Genomic DNA, 21,197 nt, shown 5'->3' on the forward strand with positions numbered 1-21,197 from the left:
CACCGGCGCAGGTCGCTGCCCTCCTCTAGTCAGCCCCTTGGCCGCGCATCTCCTCCAGCACGTCGGGCCGGCAGACCACGATCTGCGACCGCTTGGTGACGACGATTCCCTTCTCCTGCATGCGCTTCAGGCTGATCGTGACCCATTGTCGGGTGGCACCGACCATGTGGGCGATGTCGGCATGGGTGAAGGCGGCCGCGATCACCCGCCCGTCGGCATCCTCGACGCCGTAGAGCTCGACGAGATGCAGCAGCAGGTGTGCGAGGCGCTGCGTGATCGAACGTGTTCCCAGCATCTGGGCCAGCGCCGAATAGCATTTGCCCTTGAAGGTGAGGCCCTCGATGAGCCCGATCGCGAGATTGGGGATCTCGACGGCAAGCGACCGCAACTCTTTTCCGGGCAGGTGCACGACGCTGCAATTGCTGGATGCGACTCCGGACCATTGATGCACGGTGCCTTCGAACACTTCGGGCCCGCCGACGAAATTGCCGACATGCCAATAGGCCAGCGTGATCTCGCGCCCGAGCGGCGAGGTATAGAACACCCGGATACGGCCGCTTTCGATCAGCCAGATGCCGTCATGCTTGCCGCCCTGGCTGAACAGCGTCTGGCCGCGGTTGAGCACCTTGCGGCGGCCCTGCTTCAGCACCAGCTCGCGTTCGCGCTGGCTGAGCTTGTCCATCAGCGGCGGCGGCCCGCCGATCCATTGCTGGTTTTCGGTGAGCAGCAGGGAGGAGCCACCGGCAGGCCGGACTGCCGGGGGAACCGCCCCGCGAACCACATTGGCCGCCTGCAACATCATGCGCCTCCGGAACGTTGAAACCGTTCTAAAGAGGAGCAATGTCCGTGCCAGTCGGGGTTGGGGCCACCCACTCCGCTGTCATCGCCCGCGAAAGCGGGCGATCCAGTATTCCAGAGACGTTAGTGGGGTACGGAGAAGCCGCGGCGTACTGGATTCCCCGCCTTCGGGGAATGACGGCGGAGACGGTGGAGCGATTTGGTCCTATCGCCCCGCCAGGCTCAGCAAATACGCCTTGGGGTAAATCCCCCGGTTGTGCCCATCCGAAAACGAGATGTTCAGCCCATAACCGAGGTCACCGATCTCGACGATGGCAATGCCCGGAAACGCTTCAGGGAAGCGGCCGTCGAAGCGGGCGCGGGTGCAGTGGGCGCATTTGCAGGAGAGGCGGAGCTTTTCGGCAGGCAGGCTCAACGCGTCATCCTGCGTGGTGCGGACGAGGAGCGTCGCGAGATCGGCGCTTGCTTCGTAGTCTCTCACTGTTGGTACCACCAGGGTCATGGTCGTGAGGAGCCTCCGACGTCTTTCTACGTTGGCGCGGACGCGCGCGAATAGCAACTAATTGCCGGTCTCGGCAGCGGCAGTGCCTGCTCTTCAGCCACCACCTGCAAAATGTGAAACTAATCGACCGGAAATTTCACTTCCGAATTGCCGGACTCTGCTCTCTCCGAAACCTTGTGCGCCATCGAGAAGGAGAGACCATGAGCGCATTTCAGCAGGAAACGGTTCTGTCGGTCCGGCACTGGACCGACTCCCTGTTCAGCTTCACCGCGACGCGCGATCCCGGCTTCCGCTTCCAGAACGGCCAGTTCGCCATGATCGGACTCGAGGTCGAGGGCAAGCCGTTGATGCGGGCCTACAGCATGGCCAGCGCCAATCACGAGGAGGCGCTCGAATTCTTCTCGATCAAGGTGCAGGACGGCCCGCTGACCTCGCGGCTCCAGAAGATCCGGGAAGGCGACATCATCCTGGTCGGCCGCAAGGCGACTGGCACACTGATCACCGGCAACCTCATTCCGGGCAAGCGCCTGCTGCTGCTCTCGACCGGAACGGGGCTCGCACCATTCGCCAGTTTGATCAAGGATCCCGACGTCTACGAGAATTACGAGGCCATCGTGCTGGCCCATGGTTGCCGCCAGGTCTCCGAGCTTGCCTATGGCGAGCACCTCGTCGAAGGCCTGCGCAACCACGAATTCTTCGGACCCTTGATCCGCGACAAGCTGGTCTACTACCCGACCGTCACCCGCGAGCCGTTCCGGAACCGCGGCCGCATCACCGATTTGATCGCTTCGAACCAGATGTTCGACGACATTGGGCAATCCGGCCTCGATATCGAGACCGACCGCATCATGCTGTGCGGCAGTCCGGCGATGCTGGAGGAGCTCCCGGCGATGTTTTCCGCGCGCGGTTTTGCCGAGGGCAATCACAGCCAGCCCGGCCATTTCGTCGTCGAAAAGGCCTTCGTCGAGCGCTGAGGACAAATCGGTCTCCGGCGACAACTAATTGCTATCGCCGGAAAGCCCCCTGAACAAATCTGATGCAAAGGCGCCGGGTCTGCCGGCGAACCAGGAGCAAGCGATGGCACTAGATCAGATCGTCGACGGACTTTCGGAGGTCTCCTGCGATGTGCTGGTGATCGGCGGCGGCACTGCCGGCCCGATGGCAGCACTCAAGGCGAAGCTGAAGAACCCGAAGGCCAATGTCGTCCTGCTCGAGAAGGCCAACGTCAAGCGCTCCGGCGCGATCTCGATGGGCATGGACGGGCTCAACAACGCCGTCATCCCCGGCTACGCGACGCCGGAGCAGTACACCAAGGAAATCACCATTGCGAATGATGGCATCGTCGATCAGAAGGCGGTCTATAAATACGCGCAGAACTGCTACAAGATCATCGAAGAGCTCGACAGTTTTGGCATCCGCTTCCTGAAGAACGAGAACGGCGACTACGCCGTCAAGAAGGTGCATCACATCGGCACCTACGTGCTGCCGATGCCGAACGGCGAGACCGTGAAGAAGGCGCTGTACCGTCAGCTCCGCCGCGCCCGCATCCTGATCTCCAATCGCTACATGGCGACGCGGCTGCTGAAATCTGCCGACGGCCGCATCGCCGGCGCGATCAGCGTCAACACCCGCACCGCCGAGATCCTAGTGATCAAGGCCAAGGCCGTGATCCTCTGCATGGGCGCGGCCGGCCGGCTCGGTCTGCCGACCTCCGGCTACATGTTCGGCACCTACGAGAACGCCGCCAATTCCGGCGACGGCTACGCCATGGCCTATCACGCCGGCGCCGCGCTGGCGAACCTCGAATGCTACCAGATCAACCCGCTGATCAAGGACTATAACGGCCCGGCCTGCGCCTATGTCGCCGGTCCGTTCGGCGCCTTCACCGCCAACAACGAGGGCTCGCGCTTCATCGAATGCGACTACTGGTCGGGCCAGATGATGCTGGAATTCTACAACGAGCTGCTGTCAGGCAAGGGCCCGGTGTTCCTCCAGCTCAAGCATCTCCATCCCGACACCATTTCCGAGATCGAATCCACGCTCCATAAGGTCGAGCGTCCGACGCGCGGCCTGTTCCAGCAGGGGCGGGGCGTGGACTACCGCAACGAGTCGATCGAGATGCACATTTCCGAGATCGGCTTCTGCTCCGGCCACAGCGCCTCCGGCGTGTTCGTCGACGACAATGCCCGCACCACGGTGCCTGGCCTCTACGCCGCCGGCGACATGGCGAGCGTGCCGCACAACTACATGCTCGGCGCCTTCACCAACGGCTCGGTCGCCGGGATCGACGCGATGGAGTTCGCCGACAACCACGACTTTGCTGAGTTCGATGCGCAGGACGTGGCCAAGGAGCGCGACCGCGTGCTGGCGCCAACGAAGCGCGAGGACGGCATTCCGCCGAACCAGGTCGAGTACAAGACCCGCCGCCTCGTCAACGACTATCTCCAGCCGCCGAAGGTCACGCGCAAATACGAGCTCGGCATGCGCCGCCTCGCCGAGACGCGGCAGGACATGCAGGAGCATATGATCGCCCGCAACGCGCACGAGCTGCTCCGCGCCCTCGAAGTGCAGTCGATCATGGACTGCGCCGACATGGCGGTGCACGCCTCGCTGTATCGCGAGGAGAGCCGCTGGGGCCTCTACCACTGGCGCACGGATTTCCCGGAGAAGGACAACGAGAACTGGTTCTGCCACACGCTGCTGAGCCAGCAGAACGGCAAGATGACCAGCGAGAAGCGGGCGGTGGAGCCCTATGTCGTGCCGATCGCGGACGACGAGAAGGACCTCTACGACAAGCAGCGCATCCGCGCCACCGCCTGACCCACCAGAATATAGCAAACAGGAGACTCTTGATGCCTCTCGCGTCCTATCAGACATCGGTTCCGGTGGTCGTCGACGACGCCAAATGCATTGCCGACAAGGGCTGCACCGTCTGTGTCGACGTCTGTCCGCTCGACGTGCTGCGCATCAGCGACATGACCGGCAAGGCCTACATGGCCTATGACGAATGCTGGTACTGCATGCCCTGCGAAGCCGATTGTCCGACCGGCGCCGTCACGGTCAACATTCCCTATCTGCTGAGGTAGTCATGTCGAGCCCGTTCGAATCCTACGACGATCTCGACGACGCCGACGAACGGCTGCAGGCCGCCGATCCGGGCGAGCGCCGCGTTGCCATCATCGCGCTCGGCCATTCCGGCGATCCCGCAGCCATTGGCCATCTCGCCAATTTGGTCGCCGATCCCGACGCCGGCGTGCGCCAGCAGGTCGCGATGGCGCTCGGCGAGTTCGACGGGCCGGAGGCGGCGGCTGCGCTGGTCAAGCTGCTGGTCGATCCTGAGAGAATCGTTGCGTCCGCTGCGGCCGACAGCATGGCGGAGTTCAAGGATCCGGCCTGTGCCGAGATCATCCTGCCGCTGGTCAAGCACGCCCACGCCTTCGTCCGCATGGGCGCATTGCGCGCGCTCAAGGAGCTGCGCTGCAAGGACACGTTGAAGCCGGCGCTGGAGGCGCTCCAGGATTCGGACGCCGCCGTGCGCGTGCAGGCGATCGGTGTGATCGGCTTTCTCAAGCTGGAAGAATCCATTCCAGCGCTCACCGCGCTGATCAACGACCCCGATGCTCATGTGCGCCGCGCCGCCGTGAGCGCGCTGGCATTCTCGCACTTGAAACCCGCGGCCGAGATGATCACGCGCGCGTTGAAGGATTCGGACTGGATGGTGCGCGAGATGGCCGCGGAAACGCTGGGCCTCAACGTCAACGGGTCGATCGCCGCCGACCAGCTCATCGCTTCGCTCGGCGACGAATTCTGGCAGGTGCGGCTGAAGGCGATCCGCAGCCTTGGCCGGATGAAGATCGAACGCGCGGTGCGCCCGATCGGCAATTGCATCAATCACGACCAGGCCAATTTGCGGAAAGAGGCGGCTGCTGCGCTCGGCGAGATCGCCCACCACGACGGCGAAGCGTTCCTCGCCGTCATCGCCGATGATCCCGATCCTGAGGTGCGCAAGAACGCGCGCTGGGCGTTGCAGCAGATCGCGGCTCGCAAGGCGCGGGCAGGGGCATAGCGGCTCTTCGCTGCCGGTCTGGACTTCCACTGTCAGACGTTTATTGGTCTTCGCCAATGGGATCGGCGGCTTGCGAACGCGGCCGGTCCGAAAAACAGCGAGGACGCCGGCCATGACGACATTGACTGTGAAGGACCTTCTCCCCGAGGATGGAACGAAGGGAACGCTGGTTGGCCGCGTCTGGCTGCCGGAGGCGAACGGCCCGGCCGTGGTCGCCGTGCGCGCCGACGGCGTCTTCGACGTCACCGCGAAATTCCCGACCGTCAGTGCGCTTTGCGAAGAGGACCATCCGGCCAAGGCGCTTGCCGCGACCAGGGGCGAGCGCATCGGTGATCTCGAAGCGATCGTCGCCAATACGGCCCCGGATGGGCGCGACTCCAGGAAGCCCTGGCTGCTCGCACCGGTCGATCTCCAGACGCTGAAGGCTGCCGGCGTCACCTTCGCCATCTCGATGCTGGAGCGCGTGATCGAAGAGCGCGCCAAGGGCAATCCGGCTTCGGCCGAAGCAATCCGCAAGGAAGTGACGCGGTTGATCGGCGACGATCTGTCGAAGCTCAAGCCGGGCTCGGACCAGGCGATGCACCTGAAGCAGGTGCTGATCGATCAGAACGCCTGGAGCCAGTATCTCGAGGTCGGCATCGGTCCCGATGCCGAAGTGTTCACCAAGGCGCCGACCCTGTCCTCGGTCGGCACCGGCATGGATGCCGGCCTGCATCCGAAATCGACCTGGAACAACCCCGAGCCCGAGCTCGTGCTGTTCGTCTCGAGCCGCGGCAAGATCGTCGGCGGCGCGCTCGGCAACGACGTCAATCTGCGCGACTTCGAGGGCCGTTCGGCGCTGCTGCTGTCAAAGGCCAAGGACAACAACGCCTCCTGCGCGATCGGCCCGCTGCTGCGCCTGTTCGACGACACCTTCACGCTCGACGACGCGCGCAAGCTCGACATCAGCCTGAACGTGAAAGGGGCGGATGGCTTTGTCCTCGACGGCCATTCCTCGATCAGCAAGATCAGCCGCGATCCGACCGACCTCGTCGAGCAGACCATCGGCAAGGTGCATCAATATCCTGACGGCTTCGTGCTGTTCCTCGGCACGATGTTCGCCCCCGTCAAGGATCGCGATGCGCCGGGGCAGGGCTTCACCCACAAGCGCGACGACATCGTCACCATCGCCGCGCCCCAGCTCGGCAAGCTGGTCAACCGTATGCGCACCAGCGACGAGTGCGAACCCTGGACCTTCGGCATCGGCGCGCTGATGAAGAATCTGGCGCAGCGGAAGGTGATCTAGAGCCGGCTTTTCCTCACGTTGCCTCGCCGACAGCGGGCGATTGCACAATCGAAATCAGTAGAACGTCGTCATGCCCGGGCTTGTCCCGGGCATCCACGTTCTTTGTCCCGCATGGCAAGGCCGTGGATGGCCGGGACAAGCCCCGGCCATGACGATGTGGCGCTGGCTATGCTCGTTCATCTCCCCGTTGCATCCGCGGAACAAAATCGCGCTGGGCGTGTCATACGATGGCCCCCTGCCTGCCTTCGCGCCCAAACCCAGAATAGTCAGATAATATGACTAGTCGGAACCAAACTTCCGTGAAATAGTCCCTCCCGCTGCCCGGAAAGGGCGTTCTCGGGTGCCATGCTACCAACGGCGCCCGAGATAAACACTTGGGAGACACGCCTGATGACCCCTAAAGCCCTCTTTGCGGCCTGCGCCACGGCCGCGTTGTTGCTCGCGCTGCCGGCCAGTGCCGCCGAGCTCACCATCGGCTTCTCGCAGATCGGATCGGAATCCGGCTGGCGCGCGGCCGAGACTTCGGTCTCCAAGCAGGAAGCCGCCAAGCGCAAGGTCAACCTCAAGATCGCCGACGCCCAGCAGAAGCAGGAGAACCAGATTAAGGCGATCCGCTCCTTCATCGCGCAGAACGTCGATGCGATCTTCCTCGCGCCCGTCGTCTCGACCGGCTGGGACTCGGTGCTGAAGGAAGCCAAGGAGGCCAAGATCCCGGTCGTGCTGCTCGACCGCGACATCGATCCCTCCGGCAAGGAGCTCTATCTCACAGCCGTGACCTCAGACAGCGTGCACGAGGGCGCGGTCGCCGGCGACTGGCTGGCCAAGACCGTCGGTGCCAAGGCCTGCAACATCGTCGAATTGCAGGGCACGGTCGGCGCCAGCGTCGCCGCCAACCGCAAGAAGGGCTTTGACACCGCCATCGCCAAGCATGCGAACCTGAAGGTGGTGCGCAGCCAGACCGGCGACTTCACCCGCGCCAAGGGCAAGGAAGTGATGGAAAGCTTCATCAAGGCGGAAGGCGGCGGCAAGTCGATCTGCGCGGTCTACGCGCACAATGACGACATGATGGTTGGCGCCATCCAGGCGATGAAGGAAGCCGGCCTCAAGCCGGGCAAGGATATCCTCACCGTCTCGATCGACGCGGTCCCCGACATCTTCAAGGCGATGGCCGCCGGCGAAGCCAATGCCACGGTCGAGCTGACGCCGAACATGGCGGGACCCGCGCTCGACGCGATCGCGGCCTTCAAGGCCAAGGGCACGGTTCCGCCGAAATGGATCCAGACGGAGTCCAAGCTCTACACCGCCGCCGACGATCCGCAGAAGATCTACGACAGCAAGAAGGGCCTCGGTTACTGAGGCAGGGACTTGCGCCGTCGGCGGTTGTCCGGCGGCGCTCCCTTCGTGGTCGCTGCATAAACGAGTATGTTGGGCGTCCGCATCGTCCGCGGGCGCCGGTGGGAGTGACGTCTCAATGGAGAACAGCCCGGATCCTGCTTCGCCCCTGCTGGAGATACGCGGGATCAGCAAGAGCTTCGGCGCGGTGCGTGCGTTGCAGGAGGTCGACTTCACGCTTCGCGCCGGCGAGATCCATGCGCTGCTTGGTGAGAACGGCGCCGGCAAGTCGACGCTGATCAAGGTGATCACCGGCGTGTTCCCGCGCGATGCCGGTATCGTCAGGCTCGGCGGCGAAGCGGTTGCGCCGCGCTCGGCCAAGGCCACGCTTCAGGCCGGCATTGCGACGGTCTACCAGGAGGTCAATCTGCTGCCGAACCTCTCGGTGGCGCAGAACCTGTTTCTCGACCGCCAGCCGATGCGCTTCGGCATCGTGCGGCAAGGCGAGATGCGACGCCGCGCCAAGATGCTGCTCGCGGATTTCGGCCTCGACATCGACGTCGCCGCGCCGCTTGGCAATTATTCGGTGGCCATCCAGCACGTCACCGCGATCGCGCGCGCGGTCGATCTCTCCGCGCGCGTGCTGATCCTGGACGAGCCGACCGCGAGCCTCGATCGCCACGAGGTCGAAATCCTGTTCGGCATCATGCGCCAGCTCGCGAAACGTGGCATCGGCATCGCCTTCGTCAGCCACTTCCTCGACCAGGTCTACGAGATCTCCGACCGCATCACCGTGCTGCGCAACGGCCGTCTGGTCGGCGAGCGCGAGACCGCCTCGCTGCCGCGCCTCGAGCTGATCCGGATGATGCTCGGCCGTGAGCTTGCGGAGACGACGAGCGTCCGCGCGGCAACGCGCGAGCATCAGGCGCGCGAAGTCTGCGCGAGCTTCGCGAATTACGGCAAGATCGGCTATGTCGCGCCGTTCAATCTCGAATTGCGCCATGGCGAGGTCGTCGGCCTTGCCGGCCTGCTCGGCTCGGGCCGCACCGAGACGGCGCGGCTGGTGTTCGGCGCCGAGCGCGCCGATCGCGGGCAGGCGAAAGTGGAGGGCGCGCCCGTGCGGCTCCAGTCGCCGCGCGACGGCGTGCGTCACGGCTTCGGCTATTGTCCGGAGGAGCGCAAAACCGACGGCATCGTCGCCGAGCTCACCGTGCGCGAGAACATCGTGCTGGCGCTCCAGGCCAAGCGCGGCCTGCACAGGCCGTTGTCGCGCCGCGAGCAGGACGAAATCGTGCGCCGCTACGTCAAGATGCTCGACATCCGTCCGCCCGATCCGGAGCGTCCCGTCGGGCTGTTGTCCGGCGGCAATCAGCAGAAGGTGCTGCTGGCGCGCTGGCTTGCGACCTCGCCGCGGCTCCTGGTGCTGGACGAGCCGACCCGCGGCATCGATGTCGGCGCGCATGCCGAGATCATCCGCCTGATCCGCGAGCTCTGCGACGACGGGCTGGCGCTGCTCGTGATTTCCTCCGAGCTGGATGAGATCGTGACCTATTCGGACCGCGTTATCGTGCTGCGCGACCGCGCCCATGTCGAGGAGCTCGCGGGCGAGGCGATCGACGTCGGCAACATTCTGGCGGCGATCGCCGCCGATGGTGCCGCCGCAGCACATGAGGGCCGGGCATGACAGCGCTGTTGCCGCGCCGCGGCCTCGCCCAGATCCTTGCTCTGATCGTCATTCTCGCCGTCGACCGCGTGGTGTCGCCGCAATTCTTCGATCTGCGCCTCCAGGACGGCCGCCTGTTCGGCAGCCTGATCGACGTGCTCAACCGCGGCACGCCGGTGGCGCTGCTCTCGCTCGGCATGGTGCTGGTGATCGCGACCCGCGGCATCGATCTGTCGGTCGGCGCGGTGATGGCGATCTGCGGCGCGATCGCGGCGAGCCTCGCCGATAGCCACGGCCTGCCTGTCGTTCTTGCGGCGGCACTTGGTGCCGGGCTCGTCTGCGGATTGTGGAACGGCTTTCTCGTCGCCGTGCTCGGCATGCAGCCGATCGTCGCGACGCTGATCCTGATGGTCGCAGGGCGCGGCATCGCCCAGCTCATCACCGAAGGGCGCATCGTGACGTTCTCTTCGCCAGATCTGGTCTGGCTCGGCAATGGGTCCATCCTTGGCCTGCCGGTGCCGGTGGCGATCGCACTGGGGATGCTGATCCTCACCGCCGCGGTGGTGCGCGGCTCGGCGCTCGGGCTGCTGATCGAGGCGACTGGCGGCAATGCGCGGGCGAGCGAGCTCGCGGGCGTCGGCACGCGTGCGATGATCCTGGCGGTCTATGTCTGGTGCGGCATCTGTGCCGCGCTCGCCGGCGTGATCGCGGCGGCCGACATCATGGGCGCGGATGCCAACAATGCCGGCCTCTGGCTCGAGCTCGACGCCATCCTCGCCGTCGTGATCGGCGGCACCTCGCTGTTCGGCGGCCGCTTCAGCCTCGTGCTCGCCGTGCTCGGCGCGCTGATCATCCAGACCATGAACACCGGCATTTTGCTGTCGGGCTATCCGCCCGAATTCAACCTGCTGGTCAAGGCGGTGGTGGTGCTGGCTGTGCTATTGCTGCAATCGCCGAAGCTGTCCGGCATCGCCGGCGCGATGGCGTGGCTGCGGAGGACGAAAGCATGAAAGGGCTGCCGCCCGTCCTGATCACGGCCATCGTTCTTGTCGCAGGCTTTGCGCTCTGCGCCGTGCAATTCCCCAACATCGCCTCGACACGCGTGGTCGGCAATCTCCTCACCGACAGCGCCTTCCTCGGCATCGTCGCCACCGGGATGACCTTCGTCATCATCTCCGGCGGCATCGATCTGTCGGTCGGCTCGGTGATCGGCTTCACCACCGTCTTCGTGGCGCTGGCGATCGAGCGCTGGGGCGTGCCGCCGCCGGTCGCCTTCGCCGCGATCCTCGCGCTCTCGGCGGCCTTCGGGGCTGCAATGGGCGCGGTCATCCATGTCTTCGATCTGCCACCGTTCATCGTGACACTGGCCGGCATGTTCCTCGCCCGTGGCGCGAGCTTCCTGCTCTCGACGGAATCGGTGCCGATCACCGCGCCGGTCTACTCGACCGTGTCGGACTTCGCATTGCGGATGCCCGGCGGCGGACGGCTGACGGCGATTGCGATCATCATGCTCGTGATCGTGATCGGCGGCGCCTTGCTGCTGCAGCTCACGAGGTTCGGCGCCAATGTGTATGCGCTCGGCGGCAGCCGGACGACGGCGAGCTTGATGGGCGTCGCGGTCGGCAAGATGACGATCAAAATCTACATGCTGTCGAGCCTGCTCGCGGGCATCGCCGGCATCGTCTTCTCCTTCTACACCAGCGCCGGCTACTCGCTCTCGGCCGTCGGCGTCGAGCTCGACAGCATCGCCGCGGTCGTGATCGGCGGCACGCTGCTGACGGGCGGGCAGGGCTCGGTGATCGGCACCTTCCTCGGCGTGCTGATCCAGGGCATGATCCAGACCTACATCAATTTCGACGGCACGCTGTCGAGCTGGTGGACCAAGATCGCGACAGGTGTGCTGCTGTTCGCCTTCATCGCCTTGCAGCAGGGGCTGGTCGCGCTGGCGCGCCGGCCCGCGGCGAAACGCCCGGGAGCTGCCACATGACCTCACGCATCGTCGTCATCCCGACCCGGCGGGCCCACTCCAACCATGCGGAGGTCGCCCGGTCGATCGGCGTCGACATCATCGCGGGCCGCTACGCGGAGGGAACGCGCCTGCCGGGCGATGCCGAGATGATCGCGATGTTCGGCGTGTCGCGGCCGGTGCTGCGCGAGAGCGTGAAGACGCTGGTCGCCAAGGGTCTCCTCACCACCAAGGCCCGCGTCGGCACCGTCGTGCGCGAGCGCACCGCCTGGAACATGTTCGATGCTGACGTGCTGGCCTGGCATCTCGATGCCGGCATCGACAAGCGCTTCCTCAACGACCTCGCCGAGATTCGTCTGGCGGTCGAGCCGCGCGCGGCCATGCTGGCGGCCGCGCAGCGGTCGGAGGACGACGTCGCCGAGCTCCGTCGCAGCATGGAGCGCATGCGGCGTGAAGCGTCTGACTCGGTGAGTTTCGCCGATGCCGACCTCGCGCTTCATGTTGCCGTGGCGCGCGCCTCGGGCAATCTGTTCATGCGCTCGATCGGCCATGTCATCGAAGCCGCGCTGCGCGCCTCGTTCCTGCTCAGCGCTCCGGTCGAGCCTGAGGATCGTGACACCGTGCTGCTCTGGCATCAGAAGATCGTCGATGCCATCGTGGAAGGCAATGCGGACGCAGCATCAGAGGCGATGGTCTATGTCATTCACAACGGCATGCGCCGCCACGAGGGCACCGCGCCGGCCGAGGCGCTCCATCCGCGGACACTGGAGAGCAAGCGTGACTGAACTTCGCATTGCCATCGTCGGTTTCGGCAAGATCGCGCGGGACCAGCATGTCGGCGCGATCGCCGCGGTACCGGGCGCAACGCTGGCGGCCGTCGCCAGCCGCAATGCATCGCTGCCGGGACTGCCGCATTTCGCCACCATCGAAGAATTGCTGGAGAAGGGACCGCCGATCGACGCCGTGTCGCTCTGCACGCCGCCGCAGGTGCGCCGCGCTCAGGCGGCCGCGGCGCTCGCCGCCGGCAAGCATGTCATGCTGGAGAAGCCGCCGGGCACCGGTGTTGCCGAGCTCGATCCGCTTGTAGCGATGGCGAGGCAGGCCAAGCGTACGCTGTTTGCGACCTGGCATTCGCGCCATGCACCGGCAGTCGAGCCGGCGCGGCAATGGCTCGCTGAGCGGCACATCAAGTCGGTGCACATCGACTGGAAAGAAGATGTCCGTGTCTGGCATCCCGGGCAGGACTGGATCTGGGAACCGGGCGGCCTTGGCGTGTTCGACCCCGGCATCAACGCACTGTCGATCCTGACCAAGGTCCTGCCGCATCAGGTGTTCGTCACAGCGGCCGAGCTGGCCTTTCCCGCCAACCGCCAGGCGCCGATCGCCGCGAACCTGACGCTGACTGACATCAGCGGCCTGCCCATTGCCGCGGAGTTCGACTTCCGCCAGACCGGGCCGCAGAGCTGGGATATCCTCGTTGAAACCGACCGGGGCCGCTTGACGCTATCCGGCGGCGGCAGGCGCATGGCGGTCGACGGCAAGACCGTTGCCGAGGCGCCCGATGAGGAATATCGGGAGTTGTACCGGCGCTTCGTCGATCTCGCCGCAACAGGCGCAAGCGACGTCGATCTGGCGCCGCTGCGTCTCGTCGCCGATGCCTTCCTGCTTGGCAGGCGCACGATCGTCGAACCGTTTGTGGATTAGAAAACATGGCTGGCTCGAAAACAGAAAAAGACGTCTTCGGAACGCTGCCGGACGGCCGCAACGTCGAGCGCATCGTGCTGCGCGGGGAGGGCGGGTTCGAGGCGCGCATCATCACCCATGGTGCGGTGCTTCAGGCGCTGATCGCGCCGGACGCAACGGGCGGCTATGACGACGTCGTGCTCGGCCATGATGCCTTCTCCGGCTATCTCGCCGAACGCAAGTTTCTCGGCGCCACCGTCGGCCGCTATGCCAACCGCATCGCCAGGGGACAGTTCTCGCTCGATGGCGAGACGGTGCAACTGCCCGTCAACAACGGCCCCAACGCACTGCATGGCGGGCTCGACGGTTTTGATCGCAAGCTCTGGGAGATCGCCGCAATTGAGGACGGCGGCGAGCCCGCGGTGACGCTGACCTATACGAGCCCGCATGGTGAGGAGAACTATCCCGGCAGGCTCGATGTGCGCCTGACCTATCGCGTCACCGGCCCGACCGAGCTGTCGCTCACCATGGAGGCGCGGACAGACCGGTCGACCATCGTCAACCTGACCAACCACAGCTTCTTCAACCTCGAAGGCGCGACCTCAGGCACGCCCATTCTCGATCACAAGCTGATGGTTGCCGCGGACCATTTCCTCGCGATCGATCCCGCCGCGATCCCGCTGCCCGGGCCGCCGCGCGCGGTGGCTGGCACGCCGTTCGACTTCCGCGATGCCCATGCCGTCGGTGCGCGCATCCGCGAGAGCCACGAGCAATTGCGCAATGGCAAGGGCTACGACCACACCTACTGCCTCGGCCGCGATGGCAAGCTTGCGCTTGCGGCGCGGCTGGAGGCGCCGCGCTCGGGGCGGAGCATGGAGCTCTTCACCAATCAACCCGGCCTTCAGGTCTATTCCGGCAATTATCTCGACGGCACGATCTCGGGCAAGGGCGGCAAGCTGATCCGGCAGTCGGACGCCATGTGTCTCGAACCGCACATCTGGCCCGATGCGCCGAACCGGCCGGAATTTCCAAGCCCGCGTCTCAATCCGGGCCAAGTCTATCGGCATCACACCGTCTATCGCTTTGCAGTGAGGGCGCCATGATGGAGCAGGTGCCGACCTCGGTGCTATCAGCCGAGCCGTGTCATCTCGGCGAAGGGCCGACCTATGATGTCACCACCGATACCGCATGGTGGTTCGATATCCGCGAGGGCGAACTGTTCGAGGCGCATCTCGGCAGCGGCAGCATCCGCGTCCAAGCGCTCGGCCGGATGGCGAGCGCGCTCGGGCGCATCGATGCCGAGCGGCAGTTGATCGTGGCGGAAGATGGTCTTTACATCCGCACGCTCGCCGACGGCGCGATGACGCTGTTCCTTTCGCTCGAAGCTGACAATCCCGCCACGCGCTCCAATGATTGCCGCGTCCATCAATCCGGCACGTTCTGGATCGGCACCATGGGGAAGAAGGCCGAACACGGGGCAGGGGCGATTTACGCGCTTCATCGAGGCAAGATCTCGACGCTGTTTCCCGGCACCAGCATTCCCAATTCGATCTGTTTCTCGCCGGATGGCGCGATCGGCTACTTCGCCGACACTGCCCGCGCCGTGCTCTATTCCGTGCCGCTCAATCCCGCGACCGGCCTGCCGCGCGGCGAGCCGGAGGTGCTGCTGCGCCACACCGGCATCGGCGGGCTCGATGGCTCGGTGTGCGACGCCGACGGGCAGATCTGGAATGCCTGCTGGGGCGCGGGCCGTATCGACGTCTACTCGCCGCAAGGCGAGCGCCTGCGCTCCCTCAGCGTGCCGGCCAGGCAGGCGAGCTGCCCTGCTTTTGTCGGTCCCGATCTGTCGCGTCTCCTCGTCACCTCGGCCTGGCAGGACATGGACGAGGCGGCGCGCGCCGCCGATCCGCAAGGCGGCTGCACCTTTCTGCTCGAGGCCTCCGCACGCGGTCGCGCGGAGCCCGACGTCAAGCTCGCATAGGAGATCCAGCCCATCGCCTTCTCGACGACCTAAGAAACAGTCCGATACCCAAAGGGAGTGAACCATGCTGAAACTGAAGACGACATTCCTCGCGCTCGCACTCGCCGGCGCCGCTGCGATGATCGCGGGTAGCCCTGCGACCGCCCAGGACAAAGCCACCGTCGGCATCGCCATGCCGACCAAATCCTCCGCGCGCTGGATCGACGACGGCAACAACATGGTCAAGGTGCTGAAGGAGCGCGGCTACAACACCGACCTGCAATATGCCGAGGACGACATTCCGAACCAGCTCTCGCAGGTCGAGAACATGGTGACCAAGGGTGCCAAGGCGCTGGTGATCGCCGCGATCGACGGCACCACGCTGTCCGACGTGCTCAAGCAGGCGAAGGCAAAAGGCATCACCATCATCGCCTATGATCGCCTGATCCGCGGCACGCCGAACGTCGATTATTACGCCACCTTCGACAATTTCCAGGTCGGCGTGCTCCAGGCGCAGTCGATTGAGCAGGGCCTCGGCCTGAAGGACGGCAAGGGTCCGTTCAACATCGAGCTGTTCGGCGGTTCGCCCGACGACAACAACGCCTACTTCTTCTACAACGGCGCAATGAGCGTGCTGAAGCCCTACATCGACAGCGGCAAGCTCGTCATCGTGTCCGGCCAGATGGGCATGGACAAGGTCGCGACCTTGCGCTGGGACGGCGCCACCGCGCAGGCCCGCATGGACAATCTGCTCAGCGCCTACTACGGCAACAAGAAGCTGGACGCGGTACTGTCGCCCTATGACGGCATCTCGATCGGCATCATCTCCTCGCTGAAGGGCGTCGGCTACGGCAGCGCCGGCCAGCCGATGCCTGTCATCAGCGGCCAGGACGCCGAGGTGCCCTCGATCAAGGCGATGCTGCGCGGCGATCAGTACTCGACCATCTTCAAGGACACCCGCGACCTCGCCAAGGTGACCGCCGACATGGTCGACGCCGCGCTCGCCGGCAAGCAGGTCACAGTCAACGACACCAAGACCTACGAGAACGGCGTCAAGACCGTGCCGTCCTATCTGCTCAAGCCGGTCGTGGTCTACAAGGACAATTGGGAGAAGGTTCTGGTCGAGAGCGGCTACTACAAGAAGTCGCAGTTTCAGTAGAACGTTCTAGCGCCGTCATTCCGGGGCGATGCAAAGCATCGAACTACGGTGCGCACTTGCGCACCTGAGAATCTCGAGGTTCCGGGTTCGCCCTTTCGGGCGCCCCGGAACGACGGTTGAAGTGGTACGATTCAAGGACGCAACGACGATGACCGCCATGTTGGAAATGCGCAACGTCAGCAAGAGCTTTTCCGGTGTGCAGGCCCTGCGCGACGTGAACTTCTCGGTCCACGCCGGGCAGATCCACGCGCTCGTGGGCGAGAACGGCGCGGGAAAATCCACGCTGATGAAGGTGCTCAGCGGTGTCTACCCGGCCGGCAGCTACGAGGGCACCATCGTCTTCGAGGGCGAGGAGCGCCGCTTCCGCGACATCAACGATTCCGAGGCGCTCGGCATCATCATCATCCACCAGGAGCTGGCGCTGATCCCGCTGATGTCGATCGCCGAAAACATTTTTCTGTCGCATCCGCCGTCAAAACTCGGCGTGATCGACCGAGACGAGGTTTACCGGCGCACACGGGATCTCCTGGCGCAGGTCGGCCTCAAGGAATCCCCGGACACCCTGATCACCGATCTCGGCGTCGGCAAGCAGCAACTCGTGGAGATCGCGAAAGCGCTGTCCAAGCGGGTGCGGATGCTGATCCTGGACGAGCCGACCGCCAGCTTGAACGAGGCCGACAGCGCTGCGCTGCTGGAGCGGCTGATGGCATTCCGCGCGCAGGGCATCGGCTCGATCCTGATCTCGCACAAGCTCAACGAGGTCGCCCGCGTCGCCGATCACATCACCGTGCTGCGCGACGGCCGCACCGTCGACAGCATCGATTGCCATGCCGAGCCGATCCAGGAAGACCGCATCATCCGCAGCATGGTCAACCGCGATCTCGCCCATCGCTTCCCGGAGCGCAGCGCGAAGATCGGCGATCCCGTCCTCACCGTCGAGAACTGGTCCGTCCATCACCCCATCCATCCCGAACGGCAGGTGATCAAGAACGTCAATTTCAGTGTCAAGCGAGGCGAGGTCGTGGGCATCGCCGGCCTGATGGGCGCGGGCCGCACTGAATTCGCCATGAGCCTGTTCGGCCGCTCCTGGGGCACCACCATCAGCGGCAGCATCCGGCTTGAGGGCAGCGAGATGATGCTGCCGAACGTCGCGGCCGCGATCGATGCCGGCCTTGCCTACGTCACGGAGGACCGCAAGCAGCTCGGCCTGATCCTCGCCGACGACGTCCGCAAGAACATCACGCTGGCGAGCCTCGACCAGGTCGCGCCCGGCCGTGTGATCGACGACATCGCCGAGCTGAAGGTCGCCAGCGATTATCGCAGCCGGATGCGGATCCGCTGCTCCGACGTCTACCAGGAGACTGGCCAGCTCTCCGGCGGCAACCAGCAGAAGGTGGTGCTGTCGAAATGGCTCATGACCGATCCGAAGGTGCTGATCCTGGACGAGCCGACAAGGGGCATCGACGTCGGTGCCAAATACGAGATTTACTGTATCATCAACGAACTCGCGGAAGCCGGCCGTGGCGTGGTGGTGATCTCCTCGGAAATGCCCGAGCTGCTCGGCATCTGCGACCGCATCTGTGTCATGAACGACGGCGCCTTCGTCGGCGAGTTCTCTGGTGCAGAGGCTACGCAGGAAAAGATCTTGCGCGCCATCATGCGCAACGACAGAAATTTTGGGAGCGGCCAGCCTGAGGCCGCGGAGATGGGAGGATCGCAGCCATGACCGACAAGACGGTGTCGCTGCCCGAGGAGCGCCGGCACGGCAGCTTCATCAAGAACAATTTGCGCAACTACGGCATGCTGATGTCGCTGATCGCGATCATGCTGTTCTTCCAGGTCATGACCGGCGGCACGCTGCTGCAGCCGCTCAATCTCACCAATCTGGTGCTCCAGAATAGTTACATCGTCATCATGGCGCTGGGCATGCTGCTGGTGATCGTGACCGGGCACATCGATCTCTCGGTCGGCTCGGTCGCGGGCTTCGTCGGTGCCGTGGCTGCGCTTTTGATGGTGACCTACAAGGTCGACTACACGCTCGCCTTCATCGCGTGCCTGCTGGTCGGCGCCGCCATCGGCGCGGCGCAGGGCTATTGGGTGGCCTATTTCAAGATCCCGTCCTTTATTGTCACGCTGGCCGGCATGCTGGTGTTCAAGGGTCTCGCGCTTGCGGTGTTGCAGGGCCAGTCGCTCGGGCCATTCCCGCCGACCTTCCAGAAATTGTCCTCCGGCTTCATTCCGGAACTATTGCCCGAAGCCGGTACGCTGCATCCGACATCGATGCTGATCGGCGCGGTGCTGGCGCTGGGGCTGGTCTATGCCAGCGCCAAGAGCCGCACCCGCGAGCTCTCGCACGGCATCGAGGTCGAGCCTTACGCGTTCTTCCTCGGCAAGAGCATCGTGCTGGCCTGCGCGGTACTTTACTTCACCTATCTGATCGCGACCTATCGCGGCCTGCCGAACGTGCTGGTGATCATGAGCGCCTTGATCGCGCTCTACGGCTTCGTCACCCGCCGTACCGTGATCGGCCGCCAGATCTATGCGGTCGGCGGCAACGCCAAGGCGGCGGGCCTGTCGGGCATCAAGACCGAGCGGTTGACTTTCTTCACCTTCGTCAACATGGGCGTGCTCGCCGCGCTCGCCGGCCTCGTCTTCGCCGCGCGCCTCAACACCGCGACCCCGAAAGCCGGCCTCGGCTTCGAGCTCGACGTCATCGCCGCCTGCTTCATCGGCGGCGCCTCGGCCTATGGCGGGGTGGGGCGCGTCGGCGGCGCCGTGGTTGGCGCCATGATCATGGGCGTGATGAACAACGGCATGTCCATCCTCGGCATCGGCATCGACTACCAGCAGGTCATCAAGGGCCTGGTGCTGCTGGGGGCGGTGTGCATCGACGTGTACAACCAGCGCAGATGACGCTGCGTAGCCCGGATGGAGCGGAAGCGCAATCCGGGGCCACCGTCCCGCATTACGCTGCGCTCCATGCGGGCTACTCGAAGGGCACGACGCGTTGAGCTATTGCCCAGCGCATGAGTATATGATCGAATATGCCGATGGATCCCGGCAAGTTCGATCTCGTCATCTTCGATTGCGACGGCGTGCTCGTCGACAGCGAGCTGTTGAGCTGCCGGTGCTTGTCCGAGGTGCTCGCGGAGTTCGGTTTCGAACTTTGCGTGGAGCAGGCGCTTGAGCTCTTTCTTGGGCGCAGTTCGGCTGCGATCGGACACTATTATCGCGAGCGCGGACAGGTCCTGCCTGACCGCCTTCTGCCGCACCTGAAGGCGCGCGTGCTCGAGACATTTGCGGGAGCGCTTCAGCCGATCCCCGGGATAGGCTCAGTCTTGTCCGCGTTGAATTCGCCGCATTGCGTGGCCTCGTCGAGCGATATCGACCGCGTCTCATTGTCGCTTGATGTCACCGGTCTCTCATCGCATTTCGAGGACCGGCTCTACACCGCACAGATGGTCAAGCACGGTAAGCCCGCACCGGACCTCTTTCTCTACGCGGCCGAGAAGATGCGCGCCGATCCTTCATGCACCCTCGTGATTGAAGACAGCGTCAGCGGCGTGCAGGCCGCCAAGGCGGCCGGCATGATCGTCTGGGGATTTGTCGGCGGCAGCCATTATCGCGCACGCGACGGGCAGGCTATATTGTCCGCCGCCGGGGCCGATCGGGTGTTCGCGCGCATGAGCGATTTCTGGGAGACGTGACGCCAGCCATGGCCGCCGAGAACGAAAAGTCGAGACTCGATGATGCCGCGCGGGCCGGCTGGCTCTATTTCATCGCCGGCCACACCCAGGACGAGATCGCAAAGATGCTTCAGGTCTCGCGCGCCTCGGCGCAGCGGCTGGTGTCGCTGTGCCTTGCCGAGCGTCTCATCACCTTCCGGCTCGAACACCCGATCGCAGCCTGCATGGAGCTGGCTGCGCGGCTGAAGGAGCGGTTCGAACTCCGCCATTGCGAGGTGGTGCCGGCCGATGCTGCGGCGCCGCAGGCAACCGCCGGCATTGCCGAACGCTGCGCCAACCTGCTCGATGCGACACTGCGGTCCGAGACGCCCGTCATCGTCGCGCTCGGCACCGGGCGGGCGGTGCGCGCCGCGGTCGAGCGCGTCACGCCGATCGACCGGCCCAACCACCAGATCGTCTCGCTGGTCGGCAACATCTCCGCCGACGGCTCGGCGAGCTTCTACGACACGGTCGGCCGGCTCGCCGACCGCACCGGCGCGCGGCATTATCCGATGCCGCTGCCGTTCCTGATGTCCTCCGAGGACGAGCGCAACAAGATGGTCCGCATCGAGCCGATCGCCAAGGTGAAGGCGGTCGCGGCCAAGGCGGATTTGCGCCTCGTCGGGATCGGCCAGATGGACCAGAAGGCGCAGGTGCATATCGACGGCTTCGTCACCCGCGACGAACTGTTCGAGATGATGCGGCTCGGCGCCATCGGCGAGATCACCGGCTGGGCGTATGATTCCAAGGGCCGCCTGCTGAAGGCCGGCACCAACAGGCGCCTCACCAGCATCCCGCCGGAGGTGCCGGCGAAGACTACGACCATCGCCGCCGCAGTCGGCGCGGCCAAGGTGCAGGCGATCGCGGCGGCGTTGAACGGGCGCCTGATCAACGGCCTGATCACGGACGAGGCGACGGCAAGGGCGATCCTGGAGCGGTAGGGCGCGCGATAAGACGCAATCGCTTGTGGCCCGAGTGCTTCCACATCGTCATGGCCGGGCTTGACCCGGCCATCCACGTCTTTCGCGCAGCACAAATGGCGTGGATGCCCGGGACTA

The 21,197-nt window shown here is 64.9% G+C and carries 19 protein-coding genes and 1 pseudogene; 18 read left to right on the forward strand and 2 right to left on the reverse strand.

Features of this window, described 5'->3' with window-relative positions:
• Positions 1-25 precede the first annotated feature (25 nt).
• On the reverse strand, positions 26-802 hold the full coding sequence (locus QSV46_RS00510) for a Crp/Fnr family transcriptional regulator (RefSeq protein WP_314944861.1): 777 nt from the start codon (positions 800-802) through the stop codon (positions 26-28).
• A 201-nt stretch (positions 803-1,003) separates the two neighbouring features.
• Positions 1,004-1,300 (reverse strand): gamma-butyrobetaine hydroxylase-like domain-containing protein, encoded by a 297-nt coding sequence (locus QSV46_RS00515; RefSeq protein ID WP_314944864.1) that lies wholly within the window; start codon positions 1,298-1,300, stop codon positions 1,004-1,006.
• Positions 1,301-1,500: 200 nt separating this feature from the next.
• Between QSV46_RS00515 and QSV46_RS00520 the strand changes: the two genes are divergently transcribed.
• The 18 genes and pseudogenes from QSV46_RS00520 (at position 1,501) to QSV46_RS00605 (ending at position 21,080) form a co-directional block, all read left to right on the forward strand.
• Positions 1,501-2,274 carry a ferredoxin--NADP reductase gene (locus QSV46_RS00520; protein WP_314944866.1) on the forward strand — a complete coding sequence of 258 codons (774 nt, stop codon included), beginning with the start codon at positions 1,501-1,503 and terminating at the stop codon, positions 2,272-2,274.
• Positions 2,275-2,377: 103 nt separating this feature from the next.
• Positions 2,378-4,120, forward strand: a complete 1,743-nt coding sequence (locus tag QSV46_RS00525; protein WP_314944868.1) for a fumarate reductase/succinate dehydrogenase flavoprotein subunit — start codon at positions 2,378-2,380, stop codon at positions 4,118-4,120.
• A gap of 32 nt (positions 4,121-4,152) precedes the next feature.
• The gene (locus QSV46_RS00530) at positions 4,153-4,386 is read left to right on the forward strand and encodes a ferredoxin family protein (protein WP_008141081.1); all 234 of its coding nucleotides are present in this window, start codon (positions 4,153-4,155) and stop codon (positions 4,384-4,386) included.
• 2 nt (positions 4,387-4,388) lie between these two features.
• Positions 4,389-5,366 (forward strand): HEAT repeat domain-containing protein, encoded by a 978-nt coding sequence (locus QSV46_RS00535; protein WP_314944928.1) that lies wholly within the window; start codon positions 4,389-4,391, stop codon positions 5,364-5,366.
• A 112-nt stretch (positions 5,367-5,478) separates the two neighbouring features.
• Positions 5,479-6,651, forward strand: coding sequence for a fumarylacetoacetate hydrolase family protein (locus tag QSV46_RS00540; protein WP_314944931.1), 1,173 nt, complete (start codon positions 5,479-5,481; stop codon positions 6,649-6,651).
• 390 nt (positions 6,652-7,041) lie between these two features.
• Positions 7,042-8,007: a galactofuranose ABC transporter, galactofuranose-binding protein YtfQ gene (ytfQ, locus tag QSV46_RS00545; RefSeq protein ID WP_314944934.1), complete on the forward strand. Its 966-nt coding sequence runs from the start codon at positions 7,042-7,044 to the stop codon at positions 8,005-8,007.
• Between the two features lie 115 nt (positions 8,008-8,122).
• Positions 8,123-9,667, forward strand: a complete 1,545-nt coding sequence (locus QSV46_RS00550; protein WP_314944937.1) for a sugar ABC transporter ATP-binding protein — start codon at positions 8,123-8,125, stop codon at positions 9,665-9,667.
• Entirely contained in the window at positions 9,664-10,656 is a 993-nt protein-coding gene (locus QSV46_RS00555) for an ABC transporter permease (protein ID WP_314944940.1), read from the forward strand. Before QSV46_RS00550 ends, QSV46_RS00555 begins: the two co-directional genes overlap by 4 nt.
• Positions 10,653-11,633 (forward strand): galactofuranose ABC transporter, permease protein YjfF, encoded by a 981-nt coding sequence (yjfF, locus tag QSV46_RS00560; protein ID WP_314944942.1) that lies wholly within the window; start codon positions 10,653-10,655, stop codon positions 11,631-11,633. The genes QSV46_RS00555 and yjfF overlap by 4 nt, the downstream gene beginning before the upstream one ends.
• Positions 11,630-12,393: pseudogene (locus QSV46_RS00565) on the forward strand (FadR/GntR family transcriptional regulator). Before yjfF ends, QSV46_RS00565 begins: the two are co-directional and overlap by 4 nt.
• Complete coding sequence (locus tag QSV46_RS00570; RefSeq protein WP_314944948.1) at positions 12,390-13,316, forward strand: Gfo/Idh/MocA family oxidoreductase; 927 nt, start codon at positions 12,390-12,392, stop codon at positions 13,314-13,316. The pseudogene QSV46_RS00565 and the gene QSV46_RS00570 overlap by 4 nt, the downstream one beginning before the upstream one ends.
• A gap of 5 nt (positions 13,317-13,321) precedes the next feature.
• Positions 13,322-14,398: an aldose epimerase family protein gene (locus QSV46_RS00575; RefSeq protein WP_314944950.1), complete on the forward strand. Its 1,077-nt coding sequence runs from the start codon at positions 13,322-13,324 to the stop codon at positions 14,396-14,398.
• On the forward strand, positions 14,398-15,276 hold the full coding sequence (locus QSV46_RS00580) for an SMP-30/gluconolactonase/LRE family protein (RefSeq protein ID WP_314946429.1): 879 nt from the start codon (positions 14,398-14,400) through the stop codon (positions 15,274-15,276). Before QSV46_RS00575 ends, QSV46_RS00580 begins: the two co-directional genes overlap by 1 nt.
• A 64-nt stretch (positions 15,277-15,340) precedes the next feature.
• Positions 15,341-16,414: a multiple monosaccharide ABC transporter substrate-binding protein gene (gene chvE, locus QSV46_RS00585; RefSeq protein ID WP_314944953.1), complete on the forward strand. Its 1,074-nt coding sequence runs from the start codon at positions 15,341-15,343 to the stop codon at positions 16,412-16,414.
• A gap of 148 nt (positions 16,415-16,562) precedes the next feature.
• Entirely contained in the window at positions 16,563-18,140 is a 1,578-nt protein-coding gene (gene mmsA / locus QSV46_RS00590; protein WP_314944955.1) for a multiple monosaccharide ABC transporter ATP-binding protein, read from the forward strand.
• Complete coding sequence (gene mmsB, locus QSV46_RS00595; protein ID WP_314944958.1) at positions 18,137-19,327, forward strand: multiple monosaccharide ABC transporter permease; 1,191 nt, start codon at positions 18,137-18,139, stop codon at positions 19,325-19,327. Before mmsA ends, mmsB begins: the two co-directional genes overlap by 4 nt.
• 137 nt (positions 19,328-19,464) lie before the next feature.
• On the forward strand, positions 19,465-20,121 hold the full coding sequence (locus tag QSV46_RS00600) for an HAD family hydrolase (RefSeq protein WP_314946430.1): 657 nt from the start codon (positions 19,465-19,467) through the stop codon (positions 20,119-20,121).
• Positions 20,122-20,129: 8 nt separating this feature from the next.
• The gene (locus QSV46_RS00605; RefSeq protein WP_314944960.1) at positions 20,130-21,080 is read left to right on the forward strand and encodes a sugar-binding transcriptional regulator; all 951 of its coding nucleotides are present in this window, start codon (positions 20,130-20,132) and stop codon (positions 21,078-21,080) included.
• Positions 21,081-21,197 lie beyond the last annotated feature (117 nt).

Source organism: Bradyrhizobium cosmicum, assembly GCF_032290525.1.
GTDB lineage: Bacteria > Pseudomonadota > Alphaproteobacteria > Rhizobiales > Xanthobacteraceae > Bradyrhizobium > Bradyrhizobium cosmicum_A.